The 16,132-nt window shown below is 70.5% G+C and carries 16 protein-coding genes; 8 read left to right on the plus strand and 8 right to left on the minus strand.

Going from position 1 to position 16,132, the window contains the following annotated elements:
• Positions 1-53 precede the first annotated feature (53 nt).
• The 4 genes from K6T36_RS07225 to K6T36_RS07240 are packed head-to-tail and all read left to right on the plus strand — an operon-like array spanning position 54 to position 4,535.
• On the plus strand, positions 54-1,052 hold the full coding sequence (locus tag K6T36_RS07225) for an ABC transporter permease (RefSeq protein WP_222923252.1): 999 nt from the start codon (positions 54-56) through the stop codon (positions 1,050-1,052).
• A gap of 6 nt (positions 1,053-1,058) precedes the next feature.
• Positions 1,059-2,099 (plus strand): ABC transporter permease, encoded by a 1,041-nt coding sequence (locus tag K6T36_RS07230; RefSeq protein WP_222923253.1) that lies wholly within the window; start codon positions 1,059-1,061, stop codon positions 2,097-2,099.
• The gene (locus K6T36_RS07235) at positions 2,099-3,253 is read left to right on the plus strand and encodes an ABC transporter ATP-binding protein (protein ID WP_222923254.1); all 1,155 of its coding nucleotides are present in this window, start codon (positions 2,099-2,101) and stop codon (positions 3,251-3,253) included. The genes K6T36_RS07230 and K6T36_RS07235 overlap by 1 nt, the downstream gene beginning before the upstream one ends.
• On the plus strand, positions 3,240-4,535 hold the full coding sequence (locus K6T36_RS07240; protein WP_222923255.1) for an ABC transporter ATP-binding protein: 1,296 nt from the start codon (positions 3,240-3,242) through the stop codon (positions 4,533-4,535). The genes K6T36_RS07235 and K6T36_RS07240 overlap by 14 nt, the downstream gene beginning before the upstream one ends.
• A 111-nt stretch (positions 4,536-4,646) precedes the next feature.
• Here the strand turns inward: K6T36_RS07240 and K6T36_RS07245 are convergent, their stop codons facing one another.
• Together K6T36_RS07245 and K6T36_RS07250 are read right to left on the minus strand one after the other, a co-directional pair.
• Positions 4,647-5,138 carry a DUF7974 family protein gene (locus tag K6T36_RS07245; RefSeq protein WP_222923256.1) on the minus strand — a complete coding sequence of 164 codons (492 nt, stop codon included), beginning with the start codon at positions 5,136-5,138 and terminating at the stop codon, positions 4,647-4,649.
• Between the two features lie 73 nt (positions 5,139-5,211).
• A complete protein-coding gene (locus tag K6T36_RS07250; RefSeq protein WP_222923257.1) occupies positions 5,212-6,849 on the minus strand; it encodes a gamma-glutamyltransferase family protein in 1,638 nt (545 codons plus the stop codon).
• Positions 6,850-7,102: 253 nt separating this feature from the next.
• On the opposite strand from K6T36_RS07250, the gene K6T36_RS07255 reads away from it, so the two are divergent.
• Positions 7,103-7,867, plus strand: a complete 765-nt coding sequence (locus K6T36_RS07255; RefSeq protein WP_225935199.1) for a helix-turn-helix domain-containing protein — start codon at positions 7,103-7,105, stop codon at positions 7,865-7,867.
• A gap of 10 nt (positions 7,868-7,877) precedes the next feature.
• Here K6T36_RS07255 and K6T36_RS07260 read toward each other — a convergent pair whose 3' ends face one another.
• On the minus strand, positions 7,878-9,227 hold the full coding sequence (locus K6T36_RS07260) for a M28 family peptidase (protein ID WP_222923258.1): 1,350 nt from the start codon (positions 9,225-9,227) through the stop codon (positions 7,878-7,880).
• 122 nt (positions 9,228-9,349) lie between these two features.
• On the opposite strand from K6T36_RS07260, the gene K6T36_RS07265 reads away from it, so the two are divergent.
• A complete protein-coding gene (locus tag K6T36_RS07265; RefSeq protein ID WP_222923259.1) occupies positions 9,350-9,658 on the plus strand; it encodes a hypothetical protein in 309 nt (102 codons plus the stop codon).
• A gap of 101 nt (positions 9,659-9,759) precedes the next feature.
• On the opposite strand, the gene K6T36_RS07270 is transcribed toward K6T36_RS07265, so the two are convergent.
• From K6T36_RS07270 to K6T36_RS07290, 5 genes are all read right to left on the minus strand, one after another.
• Positions 9,760-10,410, minus strand: a complete 651-nt coding sequence (locus tag K6T36_RS07270; protein WP_222923260.1) for a pyroglutamyl-peptidase I — start codon at positions 10,408-10,410, stop codon at positions 9,760-9,762.
• 146 nt (positions 10,411-10,556) lie between these two features.
• Complete coding sequence (locus tag K6T36_RS07275; protein WP_225935200.1) at positions 10,557-11,840, minus strand: MFS transporter; 1,284 nt, start codon at positions 11,838-11,840, stop codon at positions 10,557-10,559.
• Between the two features lie 193 nt (positions 11,841-12,033).
• Positions 12,034-13,245 (minus strand): amidohydrolase family protein, encoded by a 1,212-nt coding sequence (locus K6T36_RS07280; RefSeq protein WP_222923261.1) that lies wholly within the window; start codon positions 13,243-13,245, stop codon positions 12,034-12,036.
• Between the two features lie 65 nt (positions 13,246-13,310).
• Positions 13,311-14,102, minus strand: a complete 792-nt coding sequence (locus K6T36_RS07285; protein WP_222923262.1) for a histidine kinase — start codon at positions 14,100-14,102, stop codon at positions 13,311-13,313.
• Between the two features lie 73 nt (positions 14,103-14,175).
• Entirely contained in the window at positions 14,176-15,129 is a 954-nt protein-coding gene (locus tag K6T36_RS07290; RefSeq protein ID WP_225935201.1) for a transcription initiation factor IIB, read from the minus strand.
• 275 nt (positions 15,130-15,404) lie between these two features.
• Here K6T36_RS07290 and K6T36_RS07295 point away from each other — a divergent pair, with 275 nt between their 5' ends.
• Together K6T36_RS07295 and K6T36_RS07300 are read left to right on the plus strand one after the other, a co-directional pair.
• A complete protein-coding gene (locus K6T36_RS07295; protein WP_222923263.1) occupies positions 15,405-15,608 on the plus strand; it encodes a hypothetical protein in 204 nt (67 codons plus the stop codon).
• A 186-nt stretch (positions 15,609-15,794) separates the two neighbouring features.
• Positions 15,795-16,097, plus strand: coding sequence for a hypothetical protein (locus K6T36_RS07300; RefSeq protein WP_225935202.1), 303 nt, complete (start codon positions 15,795-15,797; stop codon positions 16,095-16,097).
• The last annotated feature ends 35 nt before the right edge of the window (positions 16,098-16,132 follow it).

A 16,132-nucleotide genomic window follows, 5' to 3' on the forward strand; every position in this document is an offset into this window, starting at 1 on the left:
TTTCGTTTATACCGGAAGCCGGCAAACGCACGCTAACGACACCAACTCAGACAATGGGACGCGCACAGTACACCATTCGACGCATACTTCAGGCGATTCCGGTCCTCGTGGGCGTCGCCGCCATCACCTATTTCCTGATGGAGGCGATGCCGGGCGACCCCGTGAGCATCATGCTCGGCCCGTCACCCAGCGCCCAGCAGGCCGCCGCCATCCGGGCGAAGTACGGGCTGGACCAGCCCGTATGGCTCCGGTTCCTGAACTACCTCTGGGACGCGATCCAACTCGATCTCGGCCAGAGCCTCTACTACAAGGTCCCGGTTACACAGAAGATCGCGGAACGACTGCCCGTGACGCTGCTGTTGCTGCTCTCGAGCTTCACGTTCGCCGTCGTCACGGCCGTCCCGCTCGGCATCATCTCTGCCAAGCGGCGCAACAAGCCGACCGACCACGTCTCGCGGATCGTCGCGCTGATCGGCGTGTCGACCCCGTCGTTCTGGATCGGCCTGATGCTCATCATCGTCTTCGCCTACCGGCTCGACGTGTTGCCGGCGACGAACCTCGTCCTGCCGTGGGCGCCCGTCGCGGCAGTCGACGGCGCGAACAGCCGACTGGGCGTGCTCGTGGAGACCGGCGAGCACCTCCTGTTGCCGACGCTGTCGCTCGGGACGCTCCAGATGGCGGCGCTCACCCGCATCGAGCGCTCCTCGATGCTCGAGGTGCTCGGCGAGGACTACGTGAAGCTCGCACGCGCCTACGGCGTGAGCGAGTTCACCATCCTCAGGAAACACGCCTTCCGCAACGCACAGCTCCCGCTCATCACGCTGCTCGGGCTTCAGCTCACCAGCGCCATCGGCGGCGCCGTGCTGACCGAGACCGTGTTCTCGATCAACGGGATGGGGCGACTCATCATTACCGCGATCAACAATCAGGACTTCGCGCTGGTCACCGGCACCACGCTCGTGTTCGGCTTCGTGTTCGTGGTCGGCGTGATCATCACCGACCTCTCGTACGCGTATATCGACCCGCGCGTCACCTTCGACGAGAATGACTGACTGACAATGGCTACGACCACCGATACAGACACGGACCAGACCCGCAGCCACGACCCCGAGGAGGCGGGCGCTGCCGAGCAGCCCGAAGCCCGCGTCGGGTGGCGGTACACCCTCACACAGGTGCGCCGCGACCCGACCGCGCTCGCCGGCCTGACCATCATCAGCGTCGCCACGGCCGTCGCCGTCGTCGCCTTCGTCGACGACGTCGTCTTCGAGTACCTGAACCAGTACCAGCTGTTCGCGAGCATGGGCATCGAGCAGTACGCCATCGCTCAGGCGGTGTGGGTGAGCCCCATCGCCGAGACGGGTGCGCCCATCCTCCGCCCGCCGATGTACATCGTCAACCAGCTGTACCCGAACGACCCGGGGACGCTGGCACACCCGCTGGGGACCGATCACCGCGGGCGGGACGTGCTCGTCCGGCTGTTCTACGGGACGCGCATCGCCATCACCGTCGGCGTCGTCTCGACCGGCGTGGCGATGATCGTCGGGATGATCGTCGGCTCGGTCGCCGGCTACTACGGCGGCCTGATCGACGACGCGCTCATGCGCGGTGCCGAGACGCTGTACGCCATCCCGTTCCTGGTGCTCGTCATCGTGTTCATGGTGGCGTTCGACCGGAGCCTCACCTACGCGATGATCGGCGTCGGGATCGCGACCATCCCCACGTTCGCCCGGCTCATCCGCTCGCGGGTACTGTCGGTCCGCGAGGAGGACTACGTCGAGGCCGCACGCGCGGCCGGCGTCCGCGACCGGAACATCATCTTCCGCCACGTCATCCCGAACAGCTTCGCGCCCGTGCTCGTCCAGGCCACGCTCCAGGTGGGCGTCGCGATCCTCATCGTCGCCGGCCTGTCGTTCCTCGGCTACGGCGCCCAGCCCCCGACGCCGTCGTGGGGGCAGATGCTCAACAACTCCAGGGACTACATGCTGCCGAACCCGTGGTTCAGCGTCTGGCCCGGCCTCGCCATCCTGATCACCGTGGTCGGGTTCAACCTGGTCGGCGACGGCCTGCGCGACGCACTCGACCCCCGTATCAACAACTAATGAGTCACGAAGAGCCACTACTGAAAGTCGAGAACCTGAAGACCCAGTTCTTCACCGAGGAGGGAACCGTCCGTGCCGTGGACGGCGTGAGTTTCGAGGTACAGCACGGCGAACTCGTCGGACTCGTCGGCGAGTCCGGCGCCGGGAAGTCGGTCGCCGCACAGTCGATCATGCGGCTCGTCGAGGAGCCGGGCCGCATCGTCGACGGGACGGTGACCTACAAGGGCCGCAAGCTCGTCGACATCGAGGAGCGGTCCGACGGCACCCTCGAGGAGTCGGAGGAGATGCTCACCCAACAGGAGATGCGCCGCGACATCCGCGGGAAGGAGATCGCCATCATCTTCCAGGACCCGATGGAGTCGCTCAACCCCGTCTTCAAGGTGGGCGGCCAGCTTCGGGAGTTCATCGAGCTGAACCGCGACGTGAGCTCCGCCGAGGCCGAGGAGATCGCCGTGGACATGCTCCGCGAGGTGGGCATCCCCGAGCCGGAGAAGCGGTACGACGAGTACCCGCACCAGTTCTCCGGCGGGATGCGCCAGCGCGTGCTCATCGCCATGGCGCTGGCGTGCGAGCCGAGCCTCATCATCGCCGACGAGCCGACGACCGCCCTCGACGTCACGGTCGAGGGGCAGATCCTCGACCTCGTCGAGGACCTCCGCGAGAAGTACAACACCGCCTTCGTCTGGGTCACCCACGACATGGGCGTCGTCGCGGAGATCTGCGACAGCGTGAACGTGATGTACCTCGGCGAAGTCATCGAGCAGGCCGAGGTCGAGGACCTGTTCTACGACACCAAGCACCCGTACACCGAGGCGCTGCTCCGGTCGATCCCCCGACCCGACCGGACGGTGGAGTCGCTCGACCCCATCAGCGGGGTGATGCCGGAGGCGATCAACCCGCCGTCCGGCTGCCGGTTCCACACGCGCTGTCCCGAGGCGCGGGAGGTGTGCCGGGAGGCGCATCCGAAGCACGGGCCGCCCGAGGAGGGCGTCACCGACCGGGAGGCAGCGGAGGGCGCGACCGAGCACCTCGTCTCGTGCGTGAAGTACGAGAACGTCGACTACGAACACAGCGAGCCGCTGGACAACGAGTCCACCGAGGCGTTCGCGGGCGGGCTCAGCGAGCTCCGTGCAGGGGGTGATGACGGTGAGTGACGCGGACACGCTGTTGCGCGTGGAGAACCTCACCAAACACTTCAGCCAGTCGAGCGGTATCCTCGACACCTTCCTCTCGAACCCGCCGGTACGGGCGGTCGACGGCGTCTCCTTCGACATCCGCGAGGGGGAGACGCTCGGGCTCGTCGGCGAGTCCGGCTGCGGCAAGTCGACGCTCGCGCGCACCGTGTTGCGACTGGTCGACCCGACCGACGGCGCGGTGTACTTCAACGGGGCCAACCTGGCGGAACTCTCCGGCAGCGACCTCCGGGAGCAGCGCCGCGACATGCAGATGATCTTCCAGGACCCCCAGTCGAGCCTCGACCCGCGGATGAAGGTCGGCCCGATCGTCGAGGAGCCGATGAAGGCCCACGGGCTCTACAAGGGCGAACGGGAGGAGCGCGTCCGGGAGCTGCTCGAGAAGGTGGGGCTCGACCCCCAGCACTACAACCGCTACCCGCACCAGTTCTCCGGCGGGCAGCGCCAGCGCATCAACCTGGCGCGCGCGCTGGCGGTGAACCCGGACTTCATCGTCTGTGACGAGCCCGTCTCCGCGCTGGACGTCTCGATCCAGGCGCAGGTGCTCAACACGATGCAGGAGCTGCAGGACGAGTTCGGGCTCACCTATCTGTTCATCGCGCACGACCTCTCGGTCATCCGCCACATCTCCGACCGCGTCGCCGTGATGTACCTCGGCAACCTCGTCGAACTCGCCGAGACCGAGGAGCTGTTCGAGAACCCGCAACACCCCTACACCGAGGCGCTGCTCGACTCGATCCCGGTCCCCGACCCGCGCGCGAGCGGCAAGCGCGGCGTGCTCGAGGGCGACGTTCCCTCGCCGATCGAACCGCCGTCCGGGTGTCGGTTCCGGACGCGCTGTCCGGAGCTCATCCAGCCGGACGAGTACGCGATGGACGGCGACACGTGGGACGAGGTGCTGGCGTTCACCAGGGCGGTGAAGCGCCGCAGCTTCGAGGCGCCCGATAGGACGACGGTCAACCGCGAGTTCTTCGAGGGCGACACCCCCGACGGCGAGGTCGGCGAGGTCGTCGACCGCGCCCTCGACGAGGTGCTCGCGGACGAGTGGGACGCCGCCGCCGAGCGGCTCTCGGAGACGTTCGAGGAGCCGAGTATCTGCGCCCGCGAGGAGCCGAGCTACACCGTCGAGTCGGAGTACGGCACCGGCGAGCACCTCGCCGCCTGCCACCTCCATCGCGACGACGCGGCGGCGACCCGGGACGGAACCGAGGGCGCACCGGGCGCCGCGTCCGCCGACGACTGACCGGTCGAACGCGCGTCGTTCCCGTCGAACGTCGCGTTCCCTAATCCCTTCGGGGCTACCGACGCCGACGCCCGCGAGCGGCGCGCCGATCTGGCGACGCCACCGGCCCAGTCACTCGATCCGAAACGTCGTCGTGGCGGCGGGCCGCTCGCTCGCCGTGGCGAGGAACGCGCGGAGCTCGTGTTCGCCGGGGTCGAGCGGGACCGACCGCTCCCGATCGTCGGTGACCTGTTTCACCCGGCCGTCCCACGTCCACGCGAAGGACTTCCGCTCGCGGGCCCTGAACGCGAGCGCGCCGCGGCCTCCCGGGTCGCGCCGAGGCTCGTCGCTTCCCTCCAGCAACCCGTCGATCTCCCAGCCCCAGCGTCGACGCGACGCGGTCGCCACCTCGACCGGCACGGGGTACGCGTTCCGGAGCTCGACGCGGACGCCGATCGGGTCGCCCGGGGCGTACACGTCGCCGTCGGTCTCGACCGAGACGGACAGCCCGCGGCGCAGCAGCCGACCCGGCAGCAGCCGGGAGACGGCCGCGCCGAGGTGGTCGCGCGTGTCGTCGAAGCCGTACCGGTCCGTCTCCCCCGACCGGTTGCGCGGCTGTGGCATGGATGACGGAAGGAAACCGACGGGCTTCGGTCTGTCGGTGCCCCTGGCGGGGCGCGTGAGCTCCCCCGCGGACTCAGTACCCCTGTGCGTTGCCGTCTTTGCGCGGCTCGGTCGCCGCCGAGAGCACGCCGTCGGCGTTCCTGACGATCTGGGCGCCGCCGAACAGCGCCGGCGGGAGCGTCCTCACGTCGTGTCCCTTGCGGACGAGTTTCGCGGCGACGGTGCCGTCGAACTGCGGCTCCAGCGCGAGGCTTCCCTCCTCCCGGTAGCGCCAGCGGACGCTGTCGAGGGCCGTCTGGAGCGGCTGGTCGTAGTCGACGATGTTCGAGATCAGTTGCACGTGTCCCTGCGGCTGCATGTACCCGCCCATGACGCCGAAGGCGGCCCAGTCGTCGGTCCCGTCGTCCTCGGGGGCGAAGTCCGCCAGCGCCGGGATCAGGGTGTGGAACGGTCGCTTGCCGGGCGCGAGCGCGTTCGGGTGGTCCGGGTCCAGCGAGAACGACGACCCGCGGTTCTGGAGCGCGATCCCGGTGTCGCCGGCGACCAGCCCGGAGCCGAAGCCGGCGAACCGGGAGTTGATGAACGAGACGACGTTGCCCTCGTCGTCGGCGACACACAGGAGCACGGTGTCCGCGTCCTCCGCGTTCGCGTCCGGAACGCCGAAGGTCACGTCGTCGTTGCACTCCTCGCCGACCTCCCGTGCACGCGTCGCGGCCCAGTCCTTGCTCGCCAGGGGCGGGTGCTCCTCGAACTCGGGGTCGGTGATGTAGCGGTGGCCGTCGTGGAACGCCAGCTTCAGCGCCTCCGCGAAGTAGTGGACACGCTCGGGGGAGTCGTAGTCGTGCTCGCCGGCGCCGAGTTCCTCCGCGATGTTCAGCGCCTCCAGCGCGATGAGCCCCTGGTTGTTCGGCGGCAGCTCGTACACCTCGGTCCCGTTGTAGGTGGTCGAGACGGGATCGGGGAACTCCGGCTCGAACTCGGCCAGGTCCTCGACGGTGAGGAAGCCGCCCTGCTCTTGCACCTCGGCGGCGATCTGTTCGCCGATCTCGCCCTCGTACACCACGTCGGCGCCCTCCTCGGCGATCCGCCGCAGCGACTCGCCCAGTTCCGGGAGGGTGACGTGCTGGCCCACGTCGGGAGCCTCGCCGTCGAAGAGGTACGCCTCGCGGGCGTGGTCGGTCTCGAACAGCTCCTCGCCGTGCTGCCACTGGGCGGAGACGACCTCCGAGACTGGGTAGCCGTCGATCGCGTAGCGGATCGCCGGGCGAAGCAGCTCGTCGAGGGATTTGCTGCCGAAGCGCTCGGCGGTGGCCTCCCAGCCGCGTGCGGTGCCGGGGACCGTCACCGCGTGGGCGCCGGTGTCGGGCATCTCGGCGTCGGCCGGGTCGATCCCCTCCTCGTCGGCGACGGCCTCGCGCACGGTCTCGATCGTCGCCTCGGCGGGCGCCGGGCCGCACGAGCGCATCGCGCCGACCTCGCCGTCGGCGGTGCGGTACAGCGCGAACACGTCGCCGCCCAGCCCCGTCGAGGTCGGCTCGACGACGTTCAACGCGGCGGCGGTCGCGACCGCGGCGTCGAACGCGTTGCCGCCGTCCTCGAGCACGGAGATCCCGGCCTGCGACGCGAGCGGCTGGCTGGTCGCCACGACGCCGCGCTGGCCGTACACCGTCGACCGTCGCGACGCGAACCGATCGACATCTGGGTCGTCCATGGTGGATTTTGGCGGACGAAGCGGCGAAAGCTCCAACCCAAATAGTTTCGGGTTGCTTGCGCGACCACCTCGACGGAGGTCGGTCCACCCGCCCGCGGAGAACGGCCAACTGTCCGACCGATCAACGGCCAGCTGTCCGACCGACCAACGACCAAGTACCCGATCGCCCGGTAGACGGCCGGCGCCGTCGCGTGAGTCCGGCCGGTGGTACCACCTGAGGAAGGTTGATAGTGCGGCACCCACCATGATCGGTATGGACGAGGAGTCCCGCGACGACACGGGCGTCAGGCCGATGCGCGAGGTGGCGCTCAAGATCAAACACGTCGGACAGCCCGAGACGGCCGCCTCCGAGCGGTATCCCGACGTGACGATGCGGTCGGTGTCGTCGATGACGGGACGCGAGCGCGAGCGCAAGCGGATCGTCGAGGTGACCGGCGACCCCGAGGACGTGACCGGATTCATCGCGGAGTACGCCGCCGGCGACCCCGTCATCACGGCCGAGCCGATCACTCCCATCGGGGAGCCGACCGTCTTCGTCGCGGTCACGATCGAGGTGCCGGCGTGGGACAGTATCACCGAGCTGTTCGCGGAGCTGGGGCTTCACTACCGGATGGGAACGGTGATCACCGGCGGCTACGAGCGGTGGACGCTGTATCTCGATCACGACGACGACCTCGGCGCGGTGATCGACGCGATCGAGGCCCGCGGCAACGAGGTCGAGCTGGTTCGCCAACTGGAGATGCACGAGGTGGACCACGCGCCGCGCTTCGAGACCGCGGGCGTCCTCCACGACCTGACGCCGCGCCAACGCGAGGCGCTCGCGGCCGCGATCGGCGCCGGCTACTACGGCCACCAGAAGGACGCCGGCGTCGAGGACGTCGCCGCGGAACTCGGCGTCAGCACGACGACCGCCTGGGAACACCTCGCCCGCGCCGAGGGCAAGGTGATGAGCGACCTCGGCGAGTTCCTCGGTCGCGACGGGGACGGCCGCGACGCCGACGAGGAACGGTCGGCCTGAGCCGACGGCGTCACTCCAGGTCCGCGTACGGCCAGCGCCCGCCCATCCGCAGCTCCTGTTCGTACCCCTCGTCGATGGCGTCGCGCATCTCCGCGCGGGTCAGCCCCGGCGTCTCCACGTCCGCGGACGCGAAGCGCGCGACCGCCTCGGCGACCTGCACGGCCACGTCGCGCAGGTCCCGCGAGTCGAGCTTGTCCAGCGTGTCGGCGTGGGTGTGGCCCCAGCCGCGGCCGGACTGATCGGAGGTGGTCGAGGTCATCACCGCCGGGACGCCCTCCTGGACGAACGCCCACTGGTCGCCGTGCGGGGAGATGGTGTCGTCCGTCGAGAGGCTCGCATCGAGGTCGTCGGTCACCGACTCGAACACCGACCCCATCTCCTCGAAGCCGTTCGTCCCCACGCGGAGGTTCCGCGAGGAACAGGCGCCGTCGAGGTTGACGACGCACTTCGTGTCGTCCAGGTCCGTCGTCTCCGCGCAGCGGTACGCGCCCCACAGCCCGATCTCCTCGGAGCCGAAGGTGACGAGGCGCACGCGGGTGTCCAGCTCCACGTCGTCGCGGGCGAGGATCCGGCCGACCTCGGCGACGAGCGCCGAACCGGCGCCGTTGTCGTTGGCGCCGTCGGCGATGTCGTGGGCGTCGACGTGGGCGGTGACGAGCACGTGCTCGTCGGTGTCGGGGCCGACCTCGGCCTCGACATTCACGGAGGTCGTCGGCTCGTTGCGGCAGTCGACGGAGACGGTCGCCTCACAGCCCTCCTCGGCGTAGCGCGCCAGGCGCTTGCCGACCTCACAGGAGACGCCGACGGCTGGGATCGGCCCCGGGCGCTCGTGGTAGCCGACCTCGCCGGTCGGCGGCAGTGAGCCGTCGAGGTGGTTGCGGAAGACGAACGCGACGGCGCCGTGGTCCGCGGCGTTGACGTACTTCTCCATCCGGTGGATCCACCGGTCCACGTCCTCCGGCGTCGCCGACGACGCCATGGCGATGGCCCCCTCCAGCTCGTCGGCCTTCTCCTCGAACTCGTCGTAGGTGCCGTCGCCCACGTCGACGACGCGGCCGGTCGCCTCCCCCGCCGGACAGCCGGGGAGCGCGAGCACGTCCTGCCGGCCGTCGTGGACGCGCTCGTGTGGCTCGCGGATCGACAGCGAGGACTCGCCGCGCCACCAGCCGGGGATCTCGAACTCCTCGATCCGCGCGTCGCGAACGCCCGCGCGTTCGAAGGCGTCGCACACGACCTCGGCGCCCCGTCGTTCGCCCTCCTGGCCGGCCATCCGGCTCCCCACGTCGACCAGGTCGGTCAGCACGTCCCATCCGAAGCCGCTCGTCTGTGCGTCGCCCACGGCCGCGTTCGGCAGTCGCATACGACCCGGGTTCGACGCGACCGCCTTGAGTTCCCGGATCCCGGCCACCCGCCGCCATCGACCCCCGGACGGCTCGACCCCGGCGACAGATTCATGAGCATTGGTACCGAATGACGCAAAAGATGCCCGAACCCAGCGATCTCTCCGACGCCGACGAGCGAGTGCTGCGCCACCTTGACGGGTCGAGCGCGGACTATCCCGCGCTCGTCGCTGCCAACACGGGGCTCCACATCCCGCTCGTGGAGCGCCGGTTGGCGACGCTCTCGGAGCGTGGGTTCGTGGAGGCGGTGACCGACGAGCAGATCTTCCGGATCACCGAGCGGGGTCGACGGGCGCTGGCGGGAAAACCGGGCGCGGCGGCGGCCGCGGACGCGACCCCGACACGTGAGGCCGCCGCCCCCGACGGCGGGTCGCCGGTCGACACCGACTGAGCCGCTCGGGGGTCGCTCTCGTTCTCGTCGTCGCCGTTCTCGCCACCATCGTCGTTCTCGTGACCCTCGCTACGTACGTCCTCCCCGGCATTCGTCCCCCGCTACTCGTCGCCGCTGAGCGCCGCCTCGAACGCGATCTCGACCGCGCGCTCGTCCAGCGCCCGCGGGAGGCTCGGGGTGACGCTTCCCCCGCGAGCCGCGTCGCCGTCGTTCGCGGCCCTTGCGGCCGTGGCGGCCTGTTCGGGCGTCGCCGGGAAGTGGAGGAAGCCGGCCGGCACGTCCGTCCCCGAGAGCAGCCCGAGCGTCCGGTAGAGGATGCCGTTGCAGAGGTGCGTGCCCGCGGTGTTCGAGACGCGTGCCGGGACGCCCGCCTCCAGACAGGCCTCGACCGTCTCCCGGACGGGCAGCGTCGAGAGGCGGGCGTCCGGTCCGTCCGGGTCGACCCGGTCGTCGACCGGGTCGTTGCCCGCGTTGTCCGGGACGCCGACGGTGTCGGCGACATTGATCGCGACGCGCTCGACCCCGACCGCCTCCCGCCCCGCCGCCAGCCCGGTGGCGACGACCGCGGCCGGGTCGTGCTCGTCGATCAGGTCGGCCATGCGCTCCTCGGCGGGACCGAACGCGACCGGGAGCACCCGGCCGACGACCTCGTGGCCCGCGACGGTTCGGCCGTCGAGCGCCTCGGCGACCTCGCCGGAGGGGTTCGCCTCGTGGTCGCCGAACGGCTCGTAGCCGGTACAGAGTACGGTCATATTCGTCCACAGCGTCGCCAGCGCCTAAGACTTCGCGTCGGCCGCGCGGGTCCCCGACGGTATCGCCGGTGCGGCCCCCGACCGACGGGGTCATGGGACGCCGGACGAAGCGGCTCGTTCGCGCGACGCGCTCGCTCGACCTCGCCTCAGTCGTCCCCCGGCACCGCCGCCGCGTCGGTCGCCGAGTCGTCCCGCAGCGTCGTCGCGGCGATGACCCCCGCGACGACGACGAGCCCGACGCACGCGAGATACTCGCCGGAGAGGCCGATCTCGGCCGCCAGCGGGAGCGCCACCAGCGGGCCGAGCGTCGAGCCCAGGTCGCCGAAGACGTTGTAGACGCCGCCGAGCTTGCCCACGTCGCCTCCGGGGGCGATGTCGCCGAGGTACGCGAGCAGCGGCGGGCCGGTCAGCCCGGCGCCCGCGCCGACGAGGCCGACGCCCGCAAGCACGCCCGGCGCGGTCGGCACCAGCGCCGTGAGCGCGAAGCCCGAGCCGAACAGGGCGAGCCCGGGGACGACGGTCGTGAGCCGGCCCATGCTGTCGGAGAGGCGGCCGACCGCGAGGTTCGCCCCCGCCAGCGCGACGACCGACACCGCCATCACGAGGCCGCTCGTGCCGGCGCCGGCGAACCCGCCCAGCGAGATGTCGTTGGCCTCGGTGTACAACACGACCGTCGAGAGCAGGACGCCCGCATAGAGGAACCGGATCGTGAAGTTGACCGCGCCGACGGCGCCGATCCTCGGGTCCGCGCGCACGAGCGCCGGCACGTCGCGCAGGCGGCTCTTCTCGCCGACCTCCGGCGAGACGTCCGGGAGCACGCGGTAGGCGACCGCCGCCGCGAACAGCCCCGCGACGCCGGCGACGGCGAACGCCTCGCCGTAGCCGTACAGCTCCGTGACGACGCCGCCGAGGATTAGCCCCGTCGGGAAGCCGAGGCTCTGCCCGCCGCGCATGTAGCCGACCCAGCGGCCCCGGTTCGCCGAGGTCGTCACGTGCGTCACCGTGGAGAACGCGCCGACGAACACGAACGCCGAGCCGATCCCCCACGCCGCACGCGACGCCAGGAAGACGGCCGACGACGGCAGCCCGAACGGCGGGTTCAGCCCGACGAGGTAGCCGAACGGGACGAGCCCCTGCACGAGAAAGCCCGCGATCATCGGCCGGCGCGTTCCCATGCGGTCGAGGATGCTCCCCGCCGGCGTCGACATCACCAGCCGCGTGAACCGGTTGATCGAGAGGATCAAGCCGACGAGCAGCGGCGTGATACCGAGGACCGACCCCAGCGCCGGAATGGTCGGGAACGCGACGCCGCCGCCCATCCCGCCGAAGAAGACGCCGGCGACGAGGCTGAGCACGACCGTCCGCACCTGCTGCTCGGAGTATGCTGGCGCGTCGTCCGGGCCGTCGGTCGTGTCTTGCGTGTCGGTCACGTCTGGCGGGTTCCAGTCGAACTCGGGGGTGAACGTGGCAGTCGGTGATCGGTACGTGGTCGCAATCCTGAACGAACGGAGCGAGCGGGACCGGGACGGCCCCGGGCGCTCGCGTCGGTCGTCCGTCGCTACCGCGGTCGGCTGTCGGCGCCGACGTGGTCGCGTGACGAGGGCTCCCGTCGGTCGACCGCGCTCACCACGCGTACTCCTCGCGCGGGTCCACGTCGTCGCGCTCGCGGTCGAACACGACCTCGCCGTCGACGACGACGTACCGGCTGCGGGTGTCCATCTCGTGGAACGGGCCGTCCCACACGACCAAGTCGGCGTCGGTTCCCTCGGCGAGGTCGCCGACGCGGTCGCCGATCCCGAGGATGTCGGCGGGGTTCGTCGTCACGGCGTCCAGCGCCGCCTCCTCCGGGAACCCCTCGCGGACCGCGAGGCCGACGCACACGTCGAGGTGCTGCTGGGGGAGCACCGGCGCGTCGGTCTGGATCGCGACGGTGACGCCCGCCTCGTGGAGGATCCCGGGCGTCTCGAAGGTGATGTTGCGGAGCTCGTACTTCGCGCCCGAATACAGCGACGGGCCGACGATCGCGGGCACGTCGCGCTCGGCGAACTCCTCGGCGACGACGTGGCCCTCGGTGGCGTGTTCGATCGAGAGCGCGTCGATGCCGAACTCCTCGGCGATGCGGAACACCGTCATGATGTCGTCCGAGCGGTGCGCGTGGACGCGCAGCGGCAGGTCGCCCTCCAGCACGCGAGCGAGGTTCTCGCGGCCGAGGTCGCGTTCGAACGGCTCGCCGTTCTCGCGGGCGTGCTCGCGGGCCTCGACGTAGTCCTCGGTCGCCATGAGCTCCTCGCGGAGGGTGGCGGCGACGCCCGGGCGCGTCGACGGCTGGCGGCCCTCGCGCTCTCCGTGGAAGCGCTTGGGGTTCTCGCCCATCGCGGCCTTCATGCCGTCCTCCCTGATGAACATCCGGTCGGCGACCGTGCCGTACGTCTTCATCGAGCAGATGATCCCGCCGATGACGTTGCCCGAGCCCATCCGGGCGGAGACGGTCGTGACGCCGTTCTGGAACGCCCCCTTCAGCTCCTCGTCGCGCGGGTGGAAGCCGTCGAGCGCGTTGACGTGCGGCGTCGTCGCGCTCGTCCCCTCGTTGAAGTCGCCGTCCTCCGGTTCGCCCCACTCGGCCATTCCCGCGTGGCTGTGGGCGTCGATCAGTCCGGGCGTGACCTCCAGCCCCGTCGCGTCGATCTCGGTCGCCCCGGCCGGCGCCTCCACGTCGCCGACGGCCGCGATCTCGCCGTCGACGACGAGGACATCGCCCTCGATCGTTCCCCGGTCGGTCTGCGTGTGCACGGTCCCGCCCCGGACGACGAGCCCGTCCGCGTCTGCGTCGGTCATTGGCACGCGGTTGGCGAACCGCTCGGAAAGCGTTTCGGTTCGAAACGGTGGGTTCGGCCGGGCGGCTACAGCTCCCGGCGGATGGTGGCCGCGAGCTCGGCGACGGCGTCGGGCCGATACGTCCAGATCCCGCGCCAGATCCGGGGGTCGTCCTCCAGCGCGAGCAGGCCGGCCGGCGACGAGTGCGCCCCCGTCGCCTCGGCGGGCGGGTCGAACACCACGAACCACGAGTCGCTGTAGCCGTCGCCGTAGCCGCCGTGGGCCGTCACGTCGAGTTCGGTCTCGGGATCCCAGTCCGGTTCGCCGTAGACGTGCACGTCCACGCCCGAGTCTGCGAGCCGCTCGTAGGTGCGCCGGGTTCCCACCTCGTCGTCGATGCGGGAGAGCCGCTGGAACGACGAGTGGAGTTCCCCGCCGTCGGCGCGACGAGCCCGTAGCTCGATCTGTCTGCTGATGGCGATGAGCAGGAGCTTCTCCTTGTGCGCCAGCGGGTAGCCGCGGAGGCGAAACGGCACGTCCGCCAGGCCGGTCAACACCGCGGGGAGGTCGGCGTCGGCCAGACCGATGGTCCCCGTCGTGTAGAGGTCGGAGTTCACCAAGAGGATCGCCCGCTCCAGCGCCGCGAGCGGCGAGGTCGCCACCACCTCGCCGTCCTCGACCAGCACCGCCACGTCGTCCTCGCCGGTCGCTCCCGCCGGCCCGCTCCCGTCGCTCGTGGCGATCGATACCGGCTGGTCCTCGAACAGTCGTCCGAGCATCGAATCGAGCGGCGTCCCGCCGTCGCGACGGATCACCGCGAGTCGCCTGTCCGTCGAGCCGCCGGACGCGAGCGTTTCGTACTGCGCGTCGAGTACCATTCGTGTCTCCCGAGTCGACACGCCACGGTGTGAAAAGCGGATCCGCCCGGGAATCAGGGTTGAAACCCCGAGGTCAGAGCGCGCCGAGGTCGACGGCGTTCATCTGCTCCTTGTACCGGTTTCTGACCGTGACGACGGTCACGTCGGCCACGTCCGCGACCTCCGACTGGGTTCGCTTCTCGTCCGACAGCATCGACGCGAGGTAGATCGCCGCCGCGGCGAAGCCCGTCGGCGACTTCCCGGCGTGCAGTCCCTGCACGGTCGTCTCGTCGACGATGCGCGTGGCGCGGCGCTTCACCTCCTCCGGCAGCCCCAGCTCCGAGCAGAACCGCGGGACGTGCTCGGCGGGGTCCACCGGCTTCAGCGCGAGGCGGAGTTCCCCGGAGATGTACCGGTAGGCCCTCGCGATCTCGCGCCGTTCGACGCGCGCGACGCCGACGAAGTTGTCGAGCGAGCGGGGGATCCCCTCCTGGCGACAGGCGGCATAGAGGCTCGCCGTCGCCATCGCCTCGATCGACCGCCCGCGGATGAGGTCCTCCTGCAGCGCGCGGCGGTAGATCATCGAGGCGATCTCCCGGACCGACTTCGGGACGCCCTGCGCGGAGGACATCCGCTCGACCTCCGAGAGCGCGAACTGGAGGTTGCGCTCGCCGGCGTCCTGCGTGCGGATACGCTCCTGCCACGTGCGGAGTCGCTCCATCCGCGAGCGCTTCTCCGCCGACAGCTGGCGACCGCTCGCGTCGCGGTTGCGCCAGTCGATGCTGGTGGTGAGGCCCTTGTCGTGTATCGTCCGGGTCATCGGCGAGCCGACGCGGCTCTTGCGGTCGCGCTCGGCGGCGTTGAACGCCCGCCACTCGGGGCCGCGGTCGACGGTGTCCTCCTCGACGATCAGTCCCGTCGGCTCGTGCATCAGCTCGCCGTCGTCCGTGCGAACGAGCTCCTCCTCGTCCACCTCGTCGGGATCGATCGTGTCGAGGTCGCGTTCCGCCGAGCGCTCGCGTTCGCGTTCCCGCTTCGTAGTCGTCACTGAATCGCTCGCGTCACACCCGTCTCCGGGATCAAAGCAGCCGTGTTCGACCGTGTTGTACCCCCGAGGGTTGGGGTGGGCGACCGGGTTCGAAAACGCTCGAACCCTCGCTGCGTACGTGCCGGCATTCCGATTACCTTCAACGGAGTGTTAATCATAAACGTTCCGCCGGAATCGCGGTCCCCGACGGACCTTGCCAACGCGTGTCATTGATCAGGAAGAATTAAGAATTGCGCCCACATCGGCGAAGATACGACGAACCACGGAGGCTCCCGATGACCGACCACACCGCCCTCACACCCCGCTCGCCGCTCGGTAGCGACGGGGACGGGTGGTCGGTCGCCGGCGCCCCCGCCGCTCCCGCCGCCGTCCGTGCCGCGTTCGCCGCGCCGAAGGCGAACGCGACCGGGACCGGCGTGGGTGCGGCCGCGGGGAATATCGCCTCCGCGTACGGACCGTCCGTCTCCATCGCCGCGTGATCCGGCGACGTGTCTCGGGGTCGACCCGAGCGGAGGCGGACGCCGTTTTCCACCTACCGTTCACGATCCCGTGACTCCGTCAGCCGGCTCGCGCGGCCGACCCGCTCCCCGGGAAGGCCCGCAGTCGCGTTCGAGCCGCGCAGGGAGTCTATGTCGGTCCACCGACATCGACTGGCCGACGCCAGCATGACCATCGCAGTGTCCAGAGCCGCACCCGGCGACCTCGCCGAGGGTGCCGAAACGAAGCTCGCCCGCGCCGACGCCGTCGGCGCCGTCGAGTCGCTCGACATCCGCGGCCTCCAGCCCGGCCTCAACGACCTCACGGTCGAGGCCGACGCCACGGTCGCGCTCGCGAGCGACGCGGGCGAGGACCGCGAGGCCGTCGCCGACGCGCTCGCCGAGACGTTCGGCGTGAACGACGTGTCGGTGACGGCCGTCCGGTCGGTCCCGCCCGATAGCGCCGACGGCGCCGCCGTCGCCGGCGAGTAGCGGCGAGTAGCGGCGGGGTCGTCGCCTGCGACCGA

Source organism: Halobaculum roseum (assembly GCF_019880245.1).
GTDB lineage: Archaea > Halobacteriota > Halobacteria > Halobacteriales > Haloferacaceae > Halobaculum > Halobaculum roseum.

Excerpts from the sequence above, each read along its gene's own strand:
- K6T36_RS07250 (WP_222923257.1), bottom strand. The coding sequence starts at position 6,849 with ATGGACGACCCAGATGTCGATCGGTTCGCGTCGCGACGGTCGACGGTG.
- K6T36_RS07300 (WP_225935202.1), top strand. The coding sequence starts at position 15,795 with ATGACCATCGCAGTGTCCAGAGCCGCACCCGGCGACCTCGCCGAGGGT.
- K6T36_RS07280 (WP_222923261.1), bottom strand. The coding sequence starts at position 13,245 with ATGACCGACGCAGACGCGGACGGGCTCGTCGTCCGGGGCGGGACCGTG.
- K6T36_RS07260 (WP_222923258.1), bottom strand. The coding sequence starts at position 9,227 with ATGCGACTGCCGAACGCGGCCGTGGGCGACGCACAGACGAGCGGCTTC.
- K6T36_RS07270 (WP_222923260.1), bottom strand. The coding sequence starts at position 10,410 with ATGACCGTACTCTGTACCGGCTACGAGCCGTTCGGCGACCACGAGGCG.
- K6T36_RS07295 (WP_222923263.1), top strand. The coding sequence starts at position 15,405 with ATGACCGACCACACCGCCCTCACACCCCGCTCGCCGCTCGGTAGCGAC.
- K6T36_RS07245 (WP_222923256.1), bottom strand. The coding sequence starts at position 5,138 with ATGCCACAGCCGCGCAACCGGTCGGGGGAGACGGACCGGTACGGCTTC.
- K6T36_RS07230 (WP_222923253.1), top strand. The coding sequence starts at position 1,059 with ATGGCTACGACCACCGATACAGACACGGACCAGACCCGCAGCCACGAC.
- K6T36_RS07225 (WP_222923252.1), top strand. The coding sequence starts at position 54 with ATGGGACGCGCACAGTACACCATTCGACGCATACTTCAGGCGATTCCG.
- K6T36_RS07235 (WP_222923254.1), top strand. The coding sequence starts at position 2,099 with ATGAGTCACGAAGAGCCACTACTGAAAGTCGAGAACCTGAAGACCCAG.
- K6T36_RS07240 (WP_222923255.1), top strand. The coding sequence starts at position 3,240 with ATGACGGTGAGTGACGCGGACACGCTGTTGCGCGTGGAGAACCTCACC.
- K6T36_RS07285 (WP_222923262.1), bottom strand. The coding sequence starts at position 14,102 with ATGGTACTCGACGCGCAGTACGAAACGCTCGCGTCCGGCGGCTCGACG.
- K6T36_RS07265 (WP_222923259.1), top strand. The coding sequence starts at position 9,350 with ATGCCCGAACCCAGCGATCTCTCCGACGCCGACGAGCGAGTGCTGCGC.
- K6T36_RS07255 (WP_225935199.1), top strand. The coding sequence starts at position 7,103 with ATGGACGAGGAGTCCCGCGACGACACGGGCGTCAGGCCGATGCGCGAG.